General features: G+C 60.6%; 12 protein-coding genes, 2 tRNA genes and 3 rRNA genes. 7 read left to right on the top strand and 10 right to left on the bottom strand.

The window, feature by feature from the left end; genetic code table 11:
• Positions 1-87 precede the first annotated feature (87 nt).
• Together NK8_RS08675 and NK8_RS08680 are read left to right on the top strand one after the other, a co-directional pair.
• Positions 88-294, top strand: a complete 207-nt coding sequence (locus tag NK8_RS08675; protein WP_162065844.1) for a heavy-metal-associated domain-containing protein — start codon at positions 88-90, stop codon at positions 292-294.
• A complete protein-coding gene (locus tag NK8_RS08680; RefSeq protein ID WP_213226073.1) occupies positions 291-1,229 on the top strand; it encodes an SDR family oxidoreductase in 939 nt (312 codons plus the stop codon). The genes NK8_RS08675 and NK8_RS08680 overlap by 4 nt, the downstream gene beginning before the upstream one ends.
• Here the strand turns inward: NK8_RS08680 and NK8_RS08685 are convergent.
• The 8 genes from NK8_RS08685 to NK8_RS08720 all read right to left on the bottom strand — a co-directional run bounded on the left by NK8_RS08685 (position 1,223) and on the right by NK8_RS08720 (position 12,592).
• Positions 1,223-4,684 (bottom strand): error-prone DNA polymerase, encoded by a 3,462-nt coding sequence (locus NK8_RS08685; protein ID WP_213226074.1) that lies wholly within the window; start codon positions 4,682-4,684, stop codon positions 1,223-1,225. The genes NK8_RS08680 and NK8_RS08685 overlap by 7 nt on opposite strands.
• Positions 4,685-4,691: 7 nt before the next feature.
• On the bottom strand, positions 4,692-6,287 hold the full coding sequence (locus tag NK8_RS08690; protein WP_225936148.1) for a DNA polymerase Y family protein: 1,596 nt from the start codon (positions 6,285-6,287) through the stop codon (positions 4,692-4,694).
• A complete protein-coding gene (gene imuA, locus NK8_RS08695; RefSeq protein WP_213226076.1) occupies positions 6,232-7,095 on the bottom strand; it encodes a translesion DNA synthesis-associated protein ImuA in 864 nt (287 codons plus the stop codon). The genes NK8_RS08690 and imuA overlap by 56 nt, the downstream gene beginning before the upstream one ends.
• Positions 7,096-7,317: 222 nt before the next feature.
• Positions 7,318-7,430: ribosomal RNA gene (gene rrf / locus NK8_RS08700) — 5S ribosomal RNA — on the bottom strand.
• A 134-nt stretch (positions 7,431-7,564) separates the two neighbouring features.
• A 23S ribosomal RNA gene (locus tag NK8_RS08705) occupies positions 7,565-10,451 on the bottom strand.
• Positions 10,452-10,796: 345 nt separating this feature from the next.
• A tRNA-Ala gene (locus NK8_RS08710) sits at positions 10,797-10,872 on the bottom strand.
• Positions 10,873-10,921: 49 nt separating this feature from the next.
• A tRNA-Ile gene (locus tag NK8_RS08715) sits at positions 10,922-10,998 on the bottom strand.
• A gap of 62 nt (positions 10,999-11,060) precedes the next feature.
• Positions 11,061-12,592, bottom strand: a 16S ribosomal RNA gene (locus tag NK8_RS08720).
• Together the 16S, 23S and 5S rRNA genes with 2 tRNA genes alongside form the textbook arrangement of a ribosomal RNA operon.
• A gap of 556 nt (positions 12,593-13,148) precedes the next feature.
• Here NK8_RS08720 and NK8_RS08725 point away from each other — a divergent pair.
• The 4 genes from NK8_RS08725 (at position 13,149) to NK8_RS08740 (ending at position 16,815) form a co-directional block, all read left to right on the top strand.
• Positions 13,149-14,363 (top strand): DUF2863 family protein, encoded by a 1,215-nt coding sequence (locus NK8_RS08725; RefSeq protein ID WP_213226077.1) that lies wholly within the window; start codon positions 13,149-13,151, stop codon positions 14,361-14,363.
• Between the two features lie 191 nt (positions 14,364-14,554).
• Positions 14,555-15,364 (top strand): response regulator transcription factor, encoded by an 810-nt coding sequence (locus tag NK8_RS08730; protein WP_162065847.1) that lies wholly within the window; start codon positions 14,555-14,557, stop codon positions 15,362-15,364.
• A 68-nt stretch (positions 15,365-15,432) separates the two neighbouring features.
• Positions 15,433-16,107, top strand: a complete 675-nt coding sequence (locus NK8_RS08735; protein ID WP_213228572.1) for an energy-coupling factor ABC transporter permease — start codon at positions 15,433-15,435, stop codon at positions 16,105-16,107.
• Positions 16,108-16,254: 147 nt separating this feature from the next.
• Positions 16,255-16,815, top strand: a complete 561-nt coding sequence (locus NK8_RS08740) for a hypothetical protein (RefSeq protein WP_213228574.1) — start codon at positions 16,255-16,257, stop codon at positions 16,813-16,815.
• An 82-nt stretch (positions 16,816-16,897) separates the two neighbouring features.
• On the opposite strand, the gene NK8_RS08745 is transcribed toward NK8_RS08740, so the two are convergent.
• Positions 16,898-18,058, bottom strand: a complete 1,161-nt coding sequence (locus tag NK8_RS08745) for a M14-type cytosolic carboxypeptidase (protein WP_213226078.1) — start codon at positions 18,056-18,058, stop codon at positions 16,898-16,900.
• A gap of 30 nt (positions 18,059-18,088) precedes the next feature.
• Positions 18,089-18,868 (bottom strand): peroxide stress protein YaaA, encoded by a 780-nt coding sequence (gene yaaA, locus NK8_RS08750; RefSeq protein WP_213226079.1) that lies wholly within the window; start codon positions 18,866-18,868, stop codon positions 18,089-18,091.
• A gap of 56 nt (positions 18,869-18,924) precedes the next feature.
• On the opposite strand from yaaA, the gene NK8_RS08755 reads away from it, so the two are divergent.
• Positions 18,925-19,416: a putative toxin-antitoxin system toxin component, PIN family gene (locus tag NK8_RS08755; protein ID WP_213226080.1), complete on the top strand. Its 492-nt coding sequence runs from the start codon at positions 18,925-18,927 to the stop codon at positions 19,414-19,416.
• Position 19,417: the final 1 nt, after the last annotated feature.

A 19,417-nucleotide genomic window follows, 5' to 3' on the forward strand; every position in this document is an offset into this window, starting at 1 on the left:
CCAAAAATGTCGCTTCGACTCTACACCTTCCCATGATGGCAAGGTATACGATGTCGTCGATCAACGCTTTTTCAAGGGGAAACCGCAATGACCGAATTCGAAGTTCAAGGCATGAGTTGCCAGCACTGCGTCGCGGCCGTGACGCGCTCGATCCAGGAAATCGATCCGCAGGCGCAAGTGCGCGTGGATCTGGAGCGAGGCCGGGTCGCCGTTGAATCGGCGCAATCGAATGATGCGTTGAAGGAAGCCATCGACGAGGCTGGCTACACGGTCGTCGGCGTAGCTTCCGCATGAGCGCGGACGGGCGTTTTACCGTCGCGCTCATCGGCGCGTCGGGACTTCTGGGCCGTGCCGTCGCCGCCGAGCTGGCGAGCGCGCCCGGCGCTAGAGACTGGCGCATCGTGTGCACGGCTCGCAGCCGCGCCGACGCGCAGAACGTGAAACTCGATCTGCTCGACCATGACGCGGTGCGCGCCTTCCTTCGCGAACTCGCGCCCGATGCGATCGTCGTCGCGGCGGCGGAGCGGCGTCCGGACATCTGCGAAAACGATCCGGCGCTCGCTCGCGCGTTGAACGTGGAGGCCTTGAGCGTGATTGCGAGCGAGGCGCGCTCGCTAGGCGCGTGGGTGTTGTCGATATCGACCGACTACGTGTTCGACGGCACCACTCCGCCCTATCTCCCCGACGATACTCCCGCACCGCTCAACGCCTACGGCCAGAGCAAACTGGACGGCGAACGCGCGTTGCTCGCGGGCGATCCGGCGTCCTGCGTGCTGCGCCTGCCGTTGCTTTACGGGCCGTTCACCGAGTGGAACGAATCGGCGGTGACGAGCCTCACGCCCGCGATCGTCAAGTCCGCCGACCCGGCGAACCCGCCCGCGTCGATGGACGCCTGGGCAACGCGCTATCCGACTTTCACGCCGGATGTCGCCGTGGTGATTCGCGGCATGCTCGAACATCACGCGAGGGGCGCGAGGATCTCCGGCATCACGCAATGGTCCGGCGACGAACCCATGACGAAGTTCGATATCGCCCGACGCATCGCGCGCGTGCTGAAGGTGGACGCGAAGCTCGTCGCACAGCGCGCGCCGGCTGACGCGACACCGCGTCCGCGTGACTGCCATCTCGATTCCGGCCGGCTGGAAGCGCTCGGCATCGGGCGGCGCACATCGTTCGATGTCGCCATCGCCGGACTGCTCGCACGGTATCCGGACGTCTCGTCTCAGTGAAAATCGCGGCTCGGCGTGGCGAGGCGGCCGAGCAGCGCGCTATGGTCTTCGAGCCGCTGCGCCACCAGATGCCGCACCTCGCCCTCCATCTGCCAGACCCCATGCACACCGAGCAGCGACGCCCCTAGCAGCACCTTGCGCTGCTTCTCGACGAGTCCGGGCCAGACGATCACGTTGATCGCGCCGGTTTCGTCTTCTATCGAGACGAAAATCGTCCCGTTCGCCGTGCCTGGCCGCTGCCGCACGGTCACGATGCCGCACGCCCGCACGAAGCGTCCGTTTCTGATGTCTGCCAGTTCGGCGGCTGTCTTGAAACGCATGCGCGCAAGCTTGCTGCGCAAGAGAGCGAGCGGATGACGATTGAGCGTGAGCCCGAGACTCGCGTAGTCGTCGACGATTTCGCGGCCTTCCGATGCCTCCGGCAGCAGGAGCGGCGCCTCGCTCATCGGCGCGTCGCGCAGCAATTCCGGCGCGCGCTGCTGCGCGGTGACCGCCCACCATGCCTGACGCCGATGCCCCGCGATGCTCGCGAGCGCATTTCCCGCCGCAAGCGCTTCGAGCTCGCGGCGCGACAAGTCCGCACGACGCGTGAGATCGTCGACATCGGTGAATGGCGCCTGCGCGCGCGCGGCCATGATGCGCTCGGCCGCCGCCTGCGGGAGGCCCTTGATCAGTTGCAGGCCGATCCGTACGCCCGGCCCTTTCACGCCGTATTGCCGTCCATCCAGTTCGACGCGCTTTCTGAGCTTGCGCGCCCCGCGCCGCACCGTCTTCCGAAACACGCGATCCGACTCGGCCGCGCCGTAGAACTGCTGACGCCGCCGTTCCTTGCCAGCATCGAACACGATGCGCTCGCCGTTGCCGGAGCGCGCTTCCAGCACCGATTCCCAGTCGCTCAGCGAAACATCGGGCGCGAACACCGGCACGCCGTGGCGCTTTGCGTCCTGCACGAGTTGCGAGGGCGAATAGAAACCGAGCGGCTGGCTGTTCAGCAGACCGGCGAGGAACGCCGCGGGCTCGTAGCGCTTGATCCACGCGCTGATATAGACGAGCAGCGCGAAGCTCGCCGAGTGACTCTCCGGAAAGCCGTATTCGCCGAAACCCTCGATCTGCTTGCACACGCGCGCCGCGAAATCATGCTCGTAACCGCGCGCGAGCATCTTTTTCATGAGATCGGCCTGATATTTCTCCAGATGACTGCCGCGACGCCACGCTGCCATCGCGCGGCGCAACTGGTCGGCCTGCTCCGCCGTGTAGCCGGCCGCGACCATCGCGAGCTTCATCACCTGCTCCTGGAAGATCGGCACGCCGAGCGTGCGGCCGAGCACCGGCCGCAGTTCCTCTTTCGGATATTCCTCCTCTTCCAGCCCTTGCTTGCGGCGCAGATACGGATGCACCATGCCGCCCTGAATCGGGCCGGGCCGCACGATCGCCACTTCGATCACGAGGTCGTAATACTTCTGGGGCCGCAAGCGCGGCAGCATGCTCTGCTGTGCACGCGATTCGATCTGAAACACGCCGATGGTGTCCGCGCGGCAGCACATCTCATAGACGGCCTTGTCCTCGCGGCGAATATGCGCGAGACCGAAGCCCGGCACGCCGCGCCGCAGCGCGACGAATTCGAGCGCGCGCCGGATCGCCGACAGCATGCCGAGCGCGAGCACGTCCACTTTCAGGAGCTTCAGCTGATCGATGTCGTCCTTGTCCCACTGGATCACGCAGCGGTCTTTCATCGCGGCGTTTTCGATCGGCACGAGCCGCGACAACCGCTCCCGCGCGATCACGAAGCCGCCGACATGTTGCGACAGATGTCGCGGAAAGCCGCGCAACTCGCGCGTCAAGCGGATGAGATGCTTCGTGACATGCGAATCGTCGCTGAAGCCCGCTTCCCTAAGATAGCCCGCGACCGCCGACGGCCCGTCCCACCACTGCTGCGACTTGCCGATGCGCTCGATCAGCGACGCATCGAGCCCGAGCGCCTTGCCCACATCCTTCAGCGCGCTGCGCGTGTGATACGTGATGAGCGACGCCGCCAGCGACGCGCGATGCCGTCCGTATTTCCGATAGATGTACTGGATCACTTCCTCGCGCCGCTGATGCTCGAAATCGACATCGATATCGGGTGGCTCGTTGCGCGCTTGCGAAATGAAGCGTTCGATCAGCAAGTCCATCCGGACCGGATCGAGCTCGGTGATGAAGAGGCAATAGCAGATGATCGAATTCGCCGCCGAGCCGCGCCCCTGACACAGAATCCCTTTGCTGCGCGCAAACGCGACGATGTCATAGACCGTCAGGAAGTACTTCTCGTATTCCAGCCTGGCGACGAGCGTCAACTCCTTTTCGATAAGACCGATCGTCTCGGCGTCCATGCCGTTCGGCCAGCGTTGCAACGCACCGGCAATCACCTGCTTGCGCAGATAGCTCGCGGGCGTCTCGCCGGGCGGCACCAGTTCTTCGGGATATTCGTACCTGAGTTCATCGAGCGTGAACGTGCAGCGTGCGGCCACCTTCAGCGTTTCCCTGATCGTCTCTTTGGGATACAGCGCGCCGATACGCAGCCGCGTGCGCAGATGCCGCTCCGCGTTCGCTTCGAGCGCATAACCGCATTCGGCGAGCGGCCGGTTCAGGCGAATCGCGGTCAAGGTGTCCTGCAACGGCTTGCGCGAACGCGCATGCATCAGCGCGCCGCTCGCCGCGACGAGCGGCAATCCGCTTGCTTCGGCCATCACGCGGCACGAAGCAAGACGTTCGTCGTCGCTGCCGTCCTGCCAGAGCTCCAGCGCGAGCCACGCGCGGCTCGCGGCGAAACTGGCCAGCCAGTGCGCGCGATCGAGCGTGTCGGCGAGCGTCGCCGAGCGCTGCGGCACGAGAATCAGGAGGCAATCGGGCAAGTGCTTCAGATGGGCGATATCGCCGCGCAGGTCTGCCGTATCGGATGAGGCGGCGGGATCGGTGAAGTCTTCCGGGCCTAGCTTGTAACTGCCTTTGGGCGCACGCGAGCGCGCAAGCGAAATCAGCTCCGACAGATTGCCGTAGCCTGCACGATTCGTCGCGAGCGCGATCAGTGTGCAGAATGCTTTGCCGTCGTGATCGGTGAGATGCAGTTCGCTGCCGATGATCAGCTTCAGTGCCTGCGTCTTCGGCGGCGGTTCACCGGCAAGCCGCGCGGCTTCGGCAGCGGCCTGCGCTTTCGCTTCGATGTCCTTGATTGCGGCATGTGCACGCACGACGCCCGCGAGCGAGCATTCGTCCGTGATCGCGAGCGCGGTATAGCCATGTTCGAGCGCGGCCGCCGCCAGTTCCTGCGGATGCGACGCGCCGCGCAGGAACGAAAAGTTGCTCAGGCAATGCAGTTCGGCGTAACCGGGCAACAACGCCGACGAGCCTAGCGATGCCGCCTTGCCGTTGTTTTCGTCGCCTTCGCCCAGGCCGATGATGTCGCTCAAATCGTCCATGGCGGCATCATCCGAAAAAACCGTGCAGGAACCAGTACCCGCTCAGACGTTCGCGATAGAGCCAGAACATGCGACCGCGATCGTCGGCGGCGACGTAGTAATCGCGCTGGACGCCGTTGCCGTCCCACCATCCCGCCTCGATGCGTTCGGTCCGGCTGATGAGCTTCAGTGGACGTTGATAGAACGGCCGCTCATTGCGCAACATCAGCTTTTGCGGCGTTTCGAGTATCCACGAAGGCCGCGGCTGCGAAGGAACGGCCAGGTCGGGAAGCGCGAGCGGTTCGTCGGATTCGGTTGGCGCTTCGGCTTCTGTCTCAGCTTCCGTCTCGACCGGCGCGCTCGTTTTTGCTGCTTGAGCCTCCAGCGACTTCTTTCCTCGCTTCGACTTTGCTTCGTGCCCGGGCTTACAGGCTTCGACCGTCATCGCCGCTTCGGGCCGGTGATCGTCCCGCGCGACCAGTTGCACGACATTCTCGGCGCCGAGTCGCGCGCTCAGACGTTCGAGCAGTTGCGCCATCGATTCGCTGTCGGAACCTGGCATCGGAAACAGGGTGTCGGGCGGCGGCGCGTGTTCGCTGATCTTGTCGGCCAGAAGCTTCATCTCGATCACGGGCGCTGCGAGCGTCGTCTGATTCAGCTTCTCGCGCAACAACCAGAGGATGTGATCGGCTTCGCGCGTCGGCACGGCCCACGCCACCTTGAACGTCGACGTTTTCGGCGCGTGACGGGCGGCCAGTTCGTGCTCGAGCAACAGCGAGAATTCGCTGACGGCCGCATGATGCGCGCTCAGCCAGCCGGCGAGTTGCAGCACGAGACGGCGGGCGGCGAACAGCAACGCGTCGGCGTTTTCCACGCGCGCCTGCAGTTCGAGCCGCGCTTCGAACGACGCCGGCGCGCAAAACGCCTCGCGCGGGTCGGGCGCCTGTCCGTATGCCTGCGCGAGCCATTGCAGGACGCCTTGCCCGAACCGTCGCGCGACACCCTTGCGCGGCAGACGGCGCAAATCGGCAAGCGTCGTACAGCCGATCTGTTCGAACGCGTTGCCGTGCGAATGCGCCGACGGCACGAGCGTTACGGGCAGCTCATCGAGCACGCGTATGAGCGTCGTCTCTTTCACGATACGCACGCGACGCGCCACACGACGCGTGCGCGCGTGCGCCAGCAACCATGCGCCCCACGCAGTCGGCGCGCAACCCATGCGCGAGGTGAAGCCGCATCCTTTCACCGTCGACGTCACCCTGGACAGCAACGCGCGCAATCCGCCGAAAAGCCGCATGCTCGCACCGACTTCGAGCAGCACCGTGTTCGCATGGGTCAGCACGACTTTGGGCGTGAACGCGAGCAACGCCAGCGCAACGGCTTCGAGTGCGCGCTGCTCTTCGCGAATATCGACGGCGAGCAACGTCAGCTGGGGCGCCAGCGCGAACGCGTGCGAGCGCGTGCAGCCAGGCCGCACGCCGAGCCGAAACGCAACGAGATCGGGCATCAGGATGCGCGCGTGATCGGCGAGCGCGAAGCATGGCTGATCGATATCGTCGACGCGGCTGTCATTCGGCGTCGATGCTGCTCCAGGCGAGATCGAACTCGCCGATGCCGAGGGCATCGATGGCGGCCTGACTGCTTCGAGCGATAAAAGCGGCAATGTCACCGCTATCCACAACATGTTTGACCTCTCGTGCTTTCCTTGCCTGATGCGCGCGACGAATATGTTCGGGCAGCGCAGGCATCTGCAACGGCACGCTCAACCGCAACGGCTTGCCCAGCAACGGACCGCGCCGCTTGATGATGTCGATCTCGAGCATGACGGCCTGCATCCATTCGCGACGGTTCATCGTCTGCGCGTTGGCGGGAAGTATCGGCTTGCAGACCATGCGCAGCGGCGCGGCGGATGATTGCTTCGCCGCTTTGAGCGGGCGGAACAGGAACGCCAGCGACTGCGCTTCCTGAGCTGCCACTTGCAGCCTTCGCAGCGCTTCGGAGCGCACTTGCGGTAGCCAGATCAGCACAGCGCCGATGCCTTCCTGCTTCAGCGACTGTTCCGCCGCCCAGAGCACCTGATCCTCCGGCGCCTTGACCCAGACGAGCTTGTTCACCGAGATGTTCATCGCCCGAAGCGCGGCCAGATTGGGCTTCCAAGGTGGCGCGACGAAGATGACGGAGCGGCCTTTGCTTGCTGTCAGCTCTCGAAGCGTGTGCGCGAGCAGCCTGATTTCACCGACGCCGCTCTGCTCGATCAGCAATTCGGTGACTGAGCCAGGCATCCATCCGGCGCCGGGCAAGGCGAGATCGAGCGTCCGAAAGCCGCTCGAGATGATGTTCGAGTCGGGATCGTTGATCGGACTGCCCTGCCAGACCTGACGCTGCAGATGCGATGTCAGCCCGATATCGAGCAATGAAAGTGCTGCACCCATGAGTTTCCCCGTCCAGCGCGAATGCAAGGGCCTGCTCATGGTTCGAGCGCTCGGCGACCTCTAATTTTACTGTATATTTATACAGTATTTTGCTGTGGGAGGGTAAACAACCGATGGGCCGGCGCACGCTGTCAGGCCACGAAGGGAGAGGAGAAGGATGTGGGGCAGAAACGCAAAAACCCCACCTTTGTGAGGTGGGGTTTTTGTTTTACGGCATGAGGAGCCTGACGATTACCTACTTTCACACGGGAACCCGCACTATCATCGGCGTGGAGTCGTTTCACGGTCCTGTTCGGGATGGGAAGGGGTGGGACCGACTCGCTATGGTCATCAGGCATGACTTGTTGTTGGGTTGACGTGGTCAACACAACCAATCCGGGAAGAAGCGGTAAAGAATTCGGGTGGCGATTGTCGCACACGCTGTACTCGCCAGTGCGGGCTCCTGAGGAGGCACAAACACACTGGTTATAGGATCAAGCCTTACGGGCAATTAGTATCAGTTAGCTCAATGCATTACTGCACTTACACACCTGACCTATCAACGTCCTGGTCTGGAACGACCCTTCAAGGGGCTCGAAGCCCCGGGGATATCTCATCTTAAGGCGAGTTTCCCGCTTAGATGCTTTCAGCGGTTATCTCTTCCGAACATAGCTACCCGGCGATGCCACTGGCGTGACAACCGGTACACCAGAGGTTCGTCCACTCCGGTCCTCTCGTACTAGGAGCAGCCCCCTTCAAATATCCAACGCCCACGGCAGATAGGGACCAAACTGTCTCACGACGTTTTAAACCCAGCTCACGTACCTCTTTAAATGGCGAACAGCCATACCCTTGGGACCGGCTACAGCCCCAGGATGAGATGAGCCGACATCGAGGTGCCAAACACCGCCGTCGATATGAACTCTTGGGCGGTATCAGCCTGTTATCCCCAGAGTACCTTTTATCCGTTGAGCGATGGCCCTTCCATACAGAACCACCGGATCACTATGACCTGCTTTCGCACCTGCTCGACTTGTCGGTCTCGCAGTTAAGCACGCTTATGCCATTGCACTATCAGCACGATTTCCGACCGTACCTAGCGTACCTTCGTACTCCTCCGTTACACTTTGGGAGGAGACCGCCCCAGTCAAACTGCCTACCATGCACTGTCCCCGATCCAGATCATGGACCAAGGTTAGAACCTCAAACAAACCAGGGTGGTATTTCAAGGACGGCTCCACGCAAACTAGCGTTCACGCTTCATAGCCTCCCACCTATCCTACACAGATCGGTTCAAAGTCCAATGCAAAGCTACAGTAAAGGTTCATGGGGTCTTTCCGTCTAGCCGCGGGGAGATTGCATCATCACAAACACTTCAACTTCGCTGAGTCTCGGGAGGAGACAGTGTGGCCATCGTTACGCCATTCGTGCAGGTCGGAACTTACCCGACAAGGAATTTCGCTACCTTAGGACCGTTATAGTTACGGCCGCCGTTTACCGGGACTTCAATCAAGAGCTTGCACCCCATCATTTAATCTTCCGGCACCGGGCAGGCGTCACACCCTATACGTCCACTTTCGTGTTTGCAGAGTGCTGTGTTTTTATTAAACAGTCGCAGCCACCAGTTTATTGCAACCCTTTCACCCTCCTGGCGCAGGCCAGTCAAGCTACAAGGGCGTACCTTATCCCGAAGTTACGGTACCAATTTGCCGAGTTCCTTCTCCCGAGTTCTCTCAAGCGCCTTAGAATACTCATCTCGCCCACCTGTGTCGGTTTGCGGTACGGTCACTATTAGACTGAAGCTTAGAGGCTTTTCTTGGAACCACTTCCAATTGCTTCGCTTCCTAAGAAGCTCGCGCCACACCCTTGAATTACGCGCCCGGATTTGCCTAAGCGCCTTCTCCAATGCAGCGACCGGGACGTCCAACACCCGGACAACCTTCCGCGATCCGTCCCCCCATCGCATCTAACAATGGTGCAGGAATATTGACCTGCTTCCCATCAGCTACGCATTTCTGCCTCGCCTTAGGGGCCGACTCACCCTACGCCGATGAACGTTGCGTAGGAAACCTTGGGCTTACGGCGAGGGGGCTTTTCACCCCCTTTATCGCTACTCATGTCAGCATTCGCACTTCCGATACCTCCAGCATGCCTTTCGACACACCTTCGCAGGCTTACGGAACGCTCTCCTACCACACACGTATCTTTCAACGTGTATCCGCAGCTTCGGTGACTGGCTTGAGCCCCGTTACATCTTCCGCGCAGGACGACTCGATCAGTGAGCTATTACGCTTTCTTTAAAGGGTGGCTGCTTCTAAGCCAACCTCCTGACTGTTTTAGCCTTCCCACTTCGTTTCCCACTTAGCCAATCTTTGGGACCTTAGCTGGCGGTCTGGGTTGTTTCCCTCTTGACACCGGACGTTAGCACCCGATGTCTGTCTCCCGTGATTGCACTCTTCGGTATTCGGAGTTTGCTATGGCGTAGTAATCCGCAATGGACCCCACAACCATGACAGTGCTCTACCCCCGAAGGTGATACACGAGGCACTACCTAAATAGTTTTCGGAGAGAACCAGCTATTTCCAAGTTTGTTTAGCCTTTCACCCCTATCCACAGCTCATCCCCTAACTTTTCAACGTTAGTGGGTTCGGTCCTCCAGTACGTGTTACCGCACCTTCAACCTGGCCATGGATAGATCACTTGGTTTCGGGTCTACGCCCAGCAACTGATCGCCCTATTCGGACTCGCTTTCGCTACGCCTGCCTTAATCAGTTAAGCTCGCTACTGAACGTAAGTCGCTGACCCATTATACAAAAGGTACGCCGTCACCCGTTTCCAGGCTCCGACTGTTTGTATGCATGCGGTTTCAGGATCTATTTCACTCCCCTCCCGGGGTTCTTTTCGCCTTTCCCTCACGGTACTGGTTCACTATCGGTCGATCACGAGTATTTAGCCTTGGAGGATGGTCCCCCCATCTTCAGACAGGATTTCACGTGTCCCGCCCTACTTGTCGTACACCTAGTTCTTTCAACCTATTTTCGCCTACAGGGCTATCACCTGCTAGGGCCGCACTTTCCAGAGCGTTCGGCTAATAAGTCAAATAAAGAGTACAGGCTGATCCCATTTCGCTCGCCACTACTCTGGGAATCTCGGTTGATTTCTTTTCCTGCGGTTACTTAGATGTTTCAGTTCACCGCGTTCGCTTCACTGGACCTATGTATTCAGTCCAGGATGACCCATACGGGCCGGGTTTCCCCATTCGGACATCTACGGATCAAAGCTCGTTTGCCAGCTCCCCGTAGCTTTTCGCAGGCTACCGCGTCCTTCATCGCCTGTGATCGCCAAGGCATCCACCACATGCACTTGTTCGCTTGACCCTATAACGAGTGTGTCTGAGCGATCAGAGTTAGCGCTTTAGCGCTTACTCTGATCTCATCCCCGCAAGGGGACGACTCATTTCGCTATAGGCTGAGTATTCGCGTTGTGCCGTATTCCAAAGCAATCTTTCGATCACCTTTTCATACTTGATACAATCACTACCCTGAGCGCTTACTCACACCCATCTCTAAGTGCTTTCAGCAACTCTCTTTACTACTTCTTCCAGATTGTTAAAGAACGTTTAGCCGACAAGCGTGTTGCACTGCTTGCAGCATCAACTGGCTATAGTCGCCAATGCTTAAGGTTCGCTGCCGTTTTTAGCAGAACCCTAAGCATTGAGGACTTGGTGGAGGATGACGGGATCGAACCGACGACCCCCTGCTTGCAAAGCAGGTGCTCTCCCAGCTGAGCTAATCCCCCTTCATGGCCTGACTAGGAACTGTTGCTCCGTCAGCACGCCTCTCTCGGGTGGTGGGTCTGGTTGGATTCGAACCAACGACCCCCGCCTTATCAAGACGGTGCTCTAACCGACTGAGCTACAGACCCTTAGCCTGTCTTTCTTACAGCCGATAAGCGTGAGCGCTTAATGTTGAAGTGCGAAGCTCGAGAAAGGAGGTGATCCAGCCGCACCTTCCGATACGGCTACCTTGTTACGACTTCACCCCAGTCATGAATCCCACCGTGGTAAGCGCCCTCCTTGCGGTTAGGCTACCTACTTCTGGTGAAACCCACTCCCATGGTGTGACGGGCGGTGTGTACAAGACCCGGGAACGTATTCACCGCGGCATGCTGATCCGCGATTACTAGCGATTCCAGCTTCACGCAGTCGAGTTGCAGACTGCGATCCGGACTACGATCGGTTTTCTGGGATTGGCTCCACCTCGCGGCTTGGCAACCCTCTGTTCCGACCATTGTATGACGTGTGAAGCCCTACCCATAAGGGCCATGAGGACTTGACGTCATCCCCACCTTCCTCCGGTTTGTCACCGGCAGTCTCCTTAGAGTGCTCTTGCGTAGCAACTAAGGACAAGGGTTGCGCTCGTTGCGGGACTTAACCCAACATCTCACGACACGAGCTGACGACAGCCATGCAGCACCTGTGCGCCGGTTCTCTTTCGAGCACTCCCACCTCTCAGCGGGATTCCGACCATGTCAAGGGTAGGTAAGGTTTTTCGCGTTGCATCGAATTAATCCACATCATCCACCGCTTGTGCGGGTCCCCGTCAATTCCTTTGAGTTTTAATCTTGCGACCGTACTCCCCAGGCGGTCAACTTCACGCGTTAGCTACGTTACTAAGGAAATGAATCCCCAACAACTAGTTGACATCGTTTAGGGCGTGGACTACCAGGGTATCTAATCCTGTTTGCTCCCCACGCTTTCGTGCATGAGCGTCAGTGTTGGCCCAGGGGGCTGCCTTCGCCATCGGTATTCCTCCACATCTCTACGCATTTCACTGCTACACGTGGAATTCTACCCCCCTCTGCCACACTCAAAGCCTGCCAGTCACCAATGCAGTTCCCAGGTTAAGCCCGGGGATTTCACATCGGTCTTAACAGACCGCCTGCGCACGCTTTACGCCCAGTAATTCCGATTAACGCTCGCACCCTACGTATTACCGCGGCTGCTGGCACGTAGTTAGCCGGTGCTTATTCTTCCGGTACCGTCATCCCACCACCATATTAGGGCGATGGTTTTCTTTCCGGACAAAAGTGCTTTACAACCCGAAGGCCTTCTTCACACACGCGGCATTGCTGGATCAGGGTTGCCCCCATTGTCCAAAATTCCCCACTGCTGCCTCCCGTAGGAGTCTGGGCCGTGTCTCAGTCCCAGTGTGGCTGGTCGTCCTCTCAGACCAGCTACAGATCGTCGCCTTGGTAGGCCTTTACCCCACCAACTAGCTAATCTGCCATCGGCCGCCCCTACAGCGCGAGGTCCGAAGATCCCCCGCTTTCTTCCGTAGATCGTATGCGGTATTAATCCGGCTTTCGCCGGGCTATCCCCCACTACAGGACACGTTCCGATGTATTACTCACCCGTTCGCCACTCGCCACCAGGGTTGCCCCCGTGCTGCCGTTCGACTTGCATGTGTAAGGCATGCCGCCAGCGTTCAATCTGAGCCAGGATCAAACTCTTCAGTTCAAACCTGTTACTGTTTTTCGGTTCCGTTAAGAACCGGTCGCTCACTCAACGTACTGACAATGATTAATCCATCTTTCGACAGATAAACCTTCCTCTGATACTTCGTGTGAGACTCTTGATACTTTTGCTTTTTGCTTCAGCCCCGAAAGACTGAAACCGCACTCGCTATCAAGCGCCCACACTTATCGGCTGTTAGTTTTTAAAGAGCACATCGCAAGAATCACATCAACTTCCGTCTTGCGTCGCTGCATCAGCAGCAGAGAAACGAGATTATGAACAACGTTTCGGTATCTGTCAACAAGAACTTCGAACTTCTTTTCTCGCCGACCGCACCGGGAACCGCCTCATCCCGCCTCCTTCGCGTTCATCGAATCGCGAAGGAACGGAATTCTAGTCAGTGAATCCCGGCTCCGCAAGGGGTGTTTGAAAAACTATTCGATCCTCCTAAGCGCCTATCTCGTCCGACAGACCCACGTGCTGCATCGCCACACGATAAAACCATCCGCCGAGCGACTACAATCAAAGGTTCACCGCACCAATTCACTCTTGTATCGATATGCGCTCGCGACTTGCAAAACGTATTCCCCCGGACGCCGACAAGCTCGTCAGCCTCTCTCTCGCGCTCTTCGCGTCCGGCAGCCGTGTCGAGGATCGCTTCTGGGAAGATCGCCTCGACACGCTCATCGCCAAACTCGTGCGCAACGGCAATCAGACGACGCTCGACGCCGCGCTCGACCATCTGCAGCAGAATCATCCGGACGCGTATGGCGCCCTCGCCGACATGGCCGAGACCCACAGCGAGTCGTTCAACATCGATATCGACGGCACGCCCCACGAAGCATTGCTCATGGCCGCCCCGGTGCTCGCGTGGACGCGCTACGCGATCCCTTCCGGCGCGCTCAAGGGCGACGCCATCGATGCGTTGCGCACGCAGATGCAGGCGCATGTCCTCGCGGCCGGCGCGCGCGTGGCGGTCGCGCCGTATCTCTATAGCATCGACCAGTTGCCGCGGCACCACGTCGATACAGCGCGCCTCGCGCAACAGTTGCTGCAAACGGTCTTGAGCGGCAACGTCGCGCGTCTGAACCTCGCCGATCTTCCGGAAACCTCGCCGATTCTCGCTGACCCGCGATTCCTGCTGGCACTGGTCGTCGTACCGGCCGGCGGGGCGTTGTTCCGCTGGCAGGAAGATGAGAACGGCGGGCGCGTCGAGCGTGGTCAATGCCTGGAGCAATGGGCCGCGCAAGGCGGGCCGAGTTTCGCGGCCATTCTGCCCGGCTGCGAGTTCGAGTGTCTCCTGCCCGACGCCTACTACTCCGCCTGCCGCGACGCCGATGAACAGGTTCGCCCGCACACGGTACGAACCGCCGTGCGCTATCTGTTCGACACGCTCGGCGCCGCGCCCCAGGACTTGCGCGCCGTCATCGCAGGTTTCGGCGAGCGTCGTATCGACGAATATCGCATCGGCTTCACACGACGCGGCAGCAACGACGTGATCTACGGCGTCGTGTGGCCGCTCTATGGGCGCGAGAACGGCGAGCTGGGCATGGATGAGGATGCCGCCGATCTCGAAGGCGCCAACGGCGCGGTCGAGGAGATCGTCGAATTGCTGAAGAAGGCGGGGGTGTCGGACGTGCGTCGCCATGCCGGACGCTTCGAACCCGAATTCTGCGATGACTGCGGCGTGCCGCTCTATGCGGATCCGCTCGGCGAGATCGTCCACGCCGAAATGCCCGAGGACGCTGAGCCGGCGCAGCCTCATTTCCACTGAAACCGGCGAATAGCCGTTTTCGACCTGAACCGAACCCCGCCCTCGCGCGGGGTTTTGTGTATTTATGCCTATGCCGTTCGGATAGGGGGCCAAATCACCTCAAATTTGTCAACATAGCGCTGACGCCGACCCGTTCTCTGGCGTCAAGTCCCGAAGCCGAGGGCGACGGGTGTTTTGACGAGAGGTAAAGCATGAAAATTAATATCATTGGTTCCGACGCCGAGCGCCGGGCGGGCCTTAAAACATTGCTGCGCCGTATTGCGCGCCAAGCGCAATTCACCGAGGCGAAGGACTGGAGACAAGCCCGTTCCGCCTTGAAACGCTCCAAACCCGACATGATCGTGATCGACTGGGCGCCCGACCTGCGCACCGGCGACCTGCAGATCCTGCTCGATACCGCGCCCCGCGTGCCCGCGGCCATCATGGTCGACCGCTGCGGCGCCGCGCTGGTCTATGCGCTGATCAGTGCGGGCGCCATGGGCGTGATCCCCCGCACGCTCGAGCCGATCGTGATCCTTCGCGCGCTGGAGATGGTGCTCGTCGGCGGTCACTATATTCCGCCTGACGTCGTCGATCCGGCACTGACGCTCGAACTCGCCGCCCGCCGCGCGCAGGCCGGCAGCCAGCTTCCACCCAGGCTTCGCCTGCATCCGACGCTCTCGCCCCGTCAGCAGCAGATCATGCGCTGCGTCCACATGGGCAGCACGAACAAGATGATCGCGAAGACGCTCGGCATCAGCGAAGGCACGGTCAAAATCCACCTTGCGAGTATCTTCCAGCAACTGGGCGCGGCGAATCGCGCCGCGGCGGTCGCCATCTACAACGGCGTGCAAAACTCGCATCTCGAGATTCTGCGCAACGCCAGCGAAAACGCGGCGCGAGTCGTTTCTGGCCAGCCAGGCGTAATTCCGCTGCGCAGGACCAGGACGCGTTATCCGTCGCTCCTGGACAACGATGCAGCCACGCTCCCGATGGCCGCCGAGCCGGAATCGCCGTTCTAGCAACAAACGATGCGAACGGGCTCGTCCTTCGCGCACACGTTTTACGCGCAGCGAGTAATATGCAAGGCATGGGGTTCTTCTACACACCGCTACCGCTTTGGCTGACCGTCGGCGGCTGGATCGCCGCCGCGGGGCTGCTCACGCTCGCGCTACTGCAGCGACCGTTCGCTCGCCTGCAGGACGCCACGCTGCAGAACGTGTGGCTCGGCATCATCGTGGCGGTTTCGGTGCTGTGGGCGTGCAACGCATGGTTCGACGACGGACCCGTCATTCATCTGTTGGGCGCGACGCTGATGGTCACGCTGTTCGACTGGCGGCTCGCGCTCATCGGCACGGCTGCCACCACGGGCCTTGCCGCCGTCGTGCTCGATGCTTCCTGGCTCGCGGTGGCGACCACCTATATCCTTTTCGGCGCACTGCCTGTCGCCGTCTCGACCCTGCTGCAACGCCTGAGCAACGCCTGGTTGCCGCGCAATCTTTTCACCTTCATCGCTGGACACGGCTTCATCACGTCGGCCATCGCGGTGGCGGCGGCATGCGGTGCGACCGTGCTGCTCGAGATGGCCCTCGCAGGCGGCCCGATCGTCATCCCCGCGGCGTTCACGAGAAGCTCGATCCTTCTCGGCGCGGGTGAAGCGCTCTTTACCGGGCTGCTCACCATCCTGATCACGGTGTACAAGCCCGCGTGGATCACCACGTATGATGTGCGCCGCTATCGCCTCGATCGCGGTCCGCGCGTCTAGGTTTCGCGAAGCGCACGGACCGGTTGCCATCGGGATTGCCCGATATCGGATTTCGCGCAGTTGGAACGCGCGCAAAGTACGATAAGATTGAACTCCTTCCCCACACGGCGCATCTTACTTGCCCGTGTCTTCTTAGCGCCAGACTTGATGGAAAGTAACTACGCACCGCGCCGGCTCCTGCGGCTCGTCGGCCGGTTAGCGGTATGTGCATCGTTGGCATGCGCGGTGTCCGCTTTTGCCGATTCGCTCGACGAGCGCAATGAACTGATTCACCACTTCGTGACCGAATTCAACGCCAATCCGCTCGTGGCGGATTGCGCCGCGCATGGCAACTTCATCGCCAGCACCTCCGCGGCCTTCGATCACGTCGACTTCCCGCCCGCCTCGTTCGATGCCTCGCACTCCACGATCGAACCGTGGAACGATTCGTTCGACGAGAAGAAGCAGCGAATCAAAGTGGACAACGTCGTGACCGTCGAAGGTCAGGGCATGCCGAAAAACGGCGAGCGCGATCCCACGCCGCTCAAGTTCCGCTGCGGCTATGTCGGCAGTCAGATGCTCGCATTCGGATGGAACGATCCCGTGCCGCCGCTGCGCGCACGCGCCGAGCCTTCCACGCGCAGCACGAAGGGCAAGCACAGCGCGAAAGGCAAGACGAAAAGCACGGCGAAGTCGTCGTCGACAAAGAAGGCGACCAAGAAGCACTAGTCACTCTGCCACGCAGCGAAGACACGAAAAAAAGAGCCTGGCCACGCGGAGTGGCCAGGCTCTTTCTACATCCACAGGCACTTCACGCGTCGAGCGATTTGAGATGCCACAGAATGGCCTGAAGCATCGATGCGCCGAGCGCCGCACTACGCGCGCCGCTCCAGCCGACGCTCTCATCCGGCAGATTCGCGTTGTCCTTAAAGGGCATTTCCAGCGTGAGCGAAAGACACTTGTACTCGTTGCCGATGTACTTCGACGCCAGCTTCAGCGCATCCGTCTGATACTTGCTCGACTCGTAGCCGTACACGTCCTGAAAATCCGGGCTCGCCTGCTTGAAGAATTCGACGAACGCCTTCTGCTCCTTCGCCTGCTGCGCGGTGAAGCCCGGCAGCATCTCCGAGCCGGCGACGAACACGTACGGGATGGCTTCGTCGCCGTGGATATCGAAGAACAGGTCGCAGCCGGTCTCCTCGATGGCCTCGCGCACAACGAGCACTTCAGGGCTGCGCCCGGTGCTCGGCTCCATCCACTCGCGATTCAGGTTCGCGCCCGCCGCGTTGGTGCGTAGATTGCCGAGCACGCTGCCGTCCGGATTCATGTTCGGCACGATATGAAAGATGGCCCGCTCGAAGAGCGAGCGCGCAACCGGATCGCCCGCCCAGTCGCCGAAGCCCGCGAGACGCTTCACGAGCCCTTCGACGAACCATTCCGCCATCGTCTCGCCCGGATGCTGCCGCGCGATAATCCAGATTTTCTTCTTCGGCTCAGCCTCGCCGAAGTCCGGAATGCCGAGCGACAGCACCGACATCGGGCGGCCCTGCACCGTGCTGCCGAGTTCGGTCAGCGTCGCGAGCGGCATCTGCTGAACCGCGCCGAGAAACTCCGAGTGCCGCTCCTCGCTGTACGGCTCGAAGTACGCGTAATAGATGCGGTCGAAGTCCGGCGTGTGATCGATCTTCATCACCTTGCCGTCGTACTCCGTCGACACGCGGAACCAATTCACGCGGTCGTAGCTCGCGACCGCTTCATAGTCGCGCCAGCCTTCCGGGAACGCGCACTGCGCCGCGTTCTCGAAGGTCATCACGAGACGCTCGCCGCGCGCGCCGGATACGCGGAAGTAAAACCATTGTGCGAAATCGGCATGCGAGTCCGGGCGAACGTGCAGCCGGATGTCGGCGGGATCGTCGGCGTTGATGACTTCGATCGCGCCTGCGTCGAAGTTGCTTGAAATGGAGAGAGTCATCTGCGTTTCCTTTGCTTGGCCGCCCAGGCCTCATTCCGAGACGCGGCGACGAAATACGTATGTCGTATCGTTCGACGCTTTCGCATCGAACGCGTAGCCTTCCTTGTCGAAGCCCTTGAGCGCTTCCGGCTCGTCGATGCGGTTTTCGACCGCATAGCGCGCCATCAGGCCGCGCGCGCGCTTCGCGTGAAAGCTGATGATCTTGTAGCGCCCGCCCTTCCACTCCTCGAAGACGGGCGAGACGACAGGAGCTGCTAGCAGCTTCGGCTTGACCGACTTGAAATATTCCTCTGACGCGCAATTCACCAGCACACGCGCGGCGCGCTGCTTCTTCAACTGCTCGTTGAGCGCGGACGTGATGCGCTCGCCCCAGAACGCGTACAGATCCTTGCCGCGCGCGTTCGGGAATTTCGTGCCCATTTCGAGCCGATACGGCTGCAACAGGTCGAGCGGCCGCAGCAAACCGTACAGCCCCGACAGTACGCGCACATGGTTCTGCGCGAAATCGAGATCGCCCGCCGACAGCGTCTTCGCGGCGAAACCTTCGTAGACGTCGCCATTGAACGCGAGCACCGCCTGTTTGGAATTGTGCGCGTCGAAGGTCTTCGACCAATCCGCGTAACGCTGGAAATTCAGCGCCGCGAGCGGGTCCGAAATGCTCATCATGCCGCCGATCTGCTGCGGCGAGAGTGCGCGCAGGCCGTCGATCAATTCGGCGGCGTCATCGACGAATTGCGGCAGCGTGTGTTTCTTGATATGTGCAGGCGTCTCGTAGTCGAGCGATTTGGCAGGCGAGAGAACGATTATCATGGAGGCTCGCCGGCACGCCGCCGGCGATCATTGGCATAAACCCCTGATTGTATCGAATGGAAAATTCCGCCGCGCTGCCGCCGTCACCGATGCGCGTGGTGCTCGATTCGAATGTCTGGATCGACATCCTCGTATTCGACGACCCCGCCACGCGCCCGATTCGCGCGGCCCTCGAAGCCCGCGCGCTCGAAGCGCTGATCGACGAGCGCTGCCTCAGGGAACTCACGCGCGTGCTCAACTATCCGCAGTTCGTACGCATGGCAGTCGACAAGCCAGCCGCGCTCGGGACCGTCGCGCGTCTTTCCACGCTCGTCACGGCGGCGCTCGACGAAAACGAACGCCCGTTGCCCAAATGCCGCGACCGCGACGATCAGAAGTTTCTCGAACTCGCGCACGCATCGGGCGCCGGCTGGCTCGTGTCGAAGGACCGCGCGGTGCTGAAGCTCGCGCGCCGCGTCGCGCGCGACTTCGCGTTTCGCATCGCCGAGCCGAAACCCTTCGTCATCGAACTGGAAGCGCACATCGCGCCGCTCGCGGTCATCGGCTGAC

It is taken from the genome of Caballeronia sp. NK8, assembly GCF_018408855.1.
Classification (GTDB): domain Bacteria; phylum Pseudomonadota; class Gammaproteobacteria; order Burkholderiales; family Burkholderiaceae; genus Caballeronia.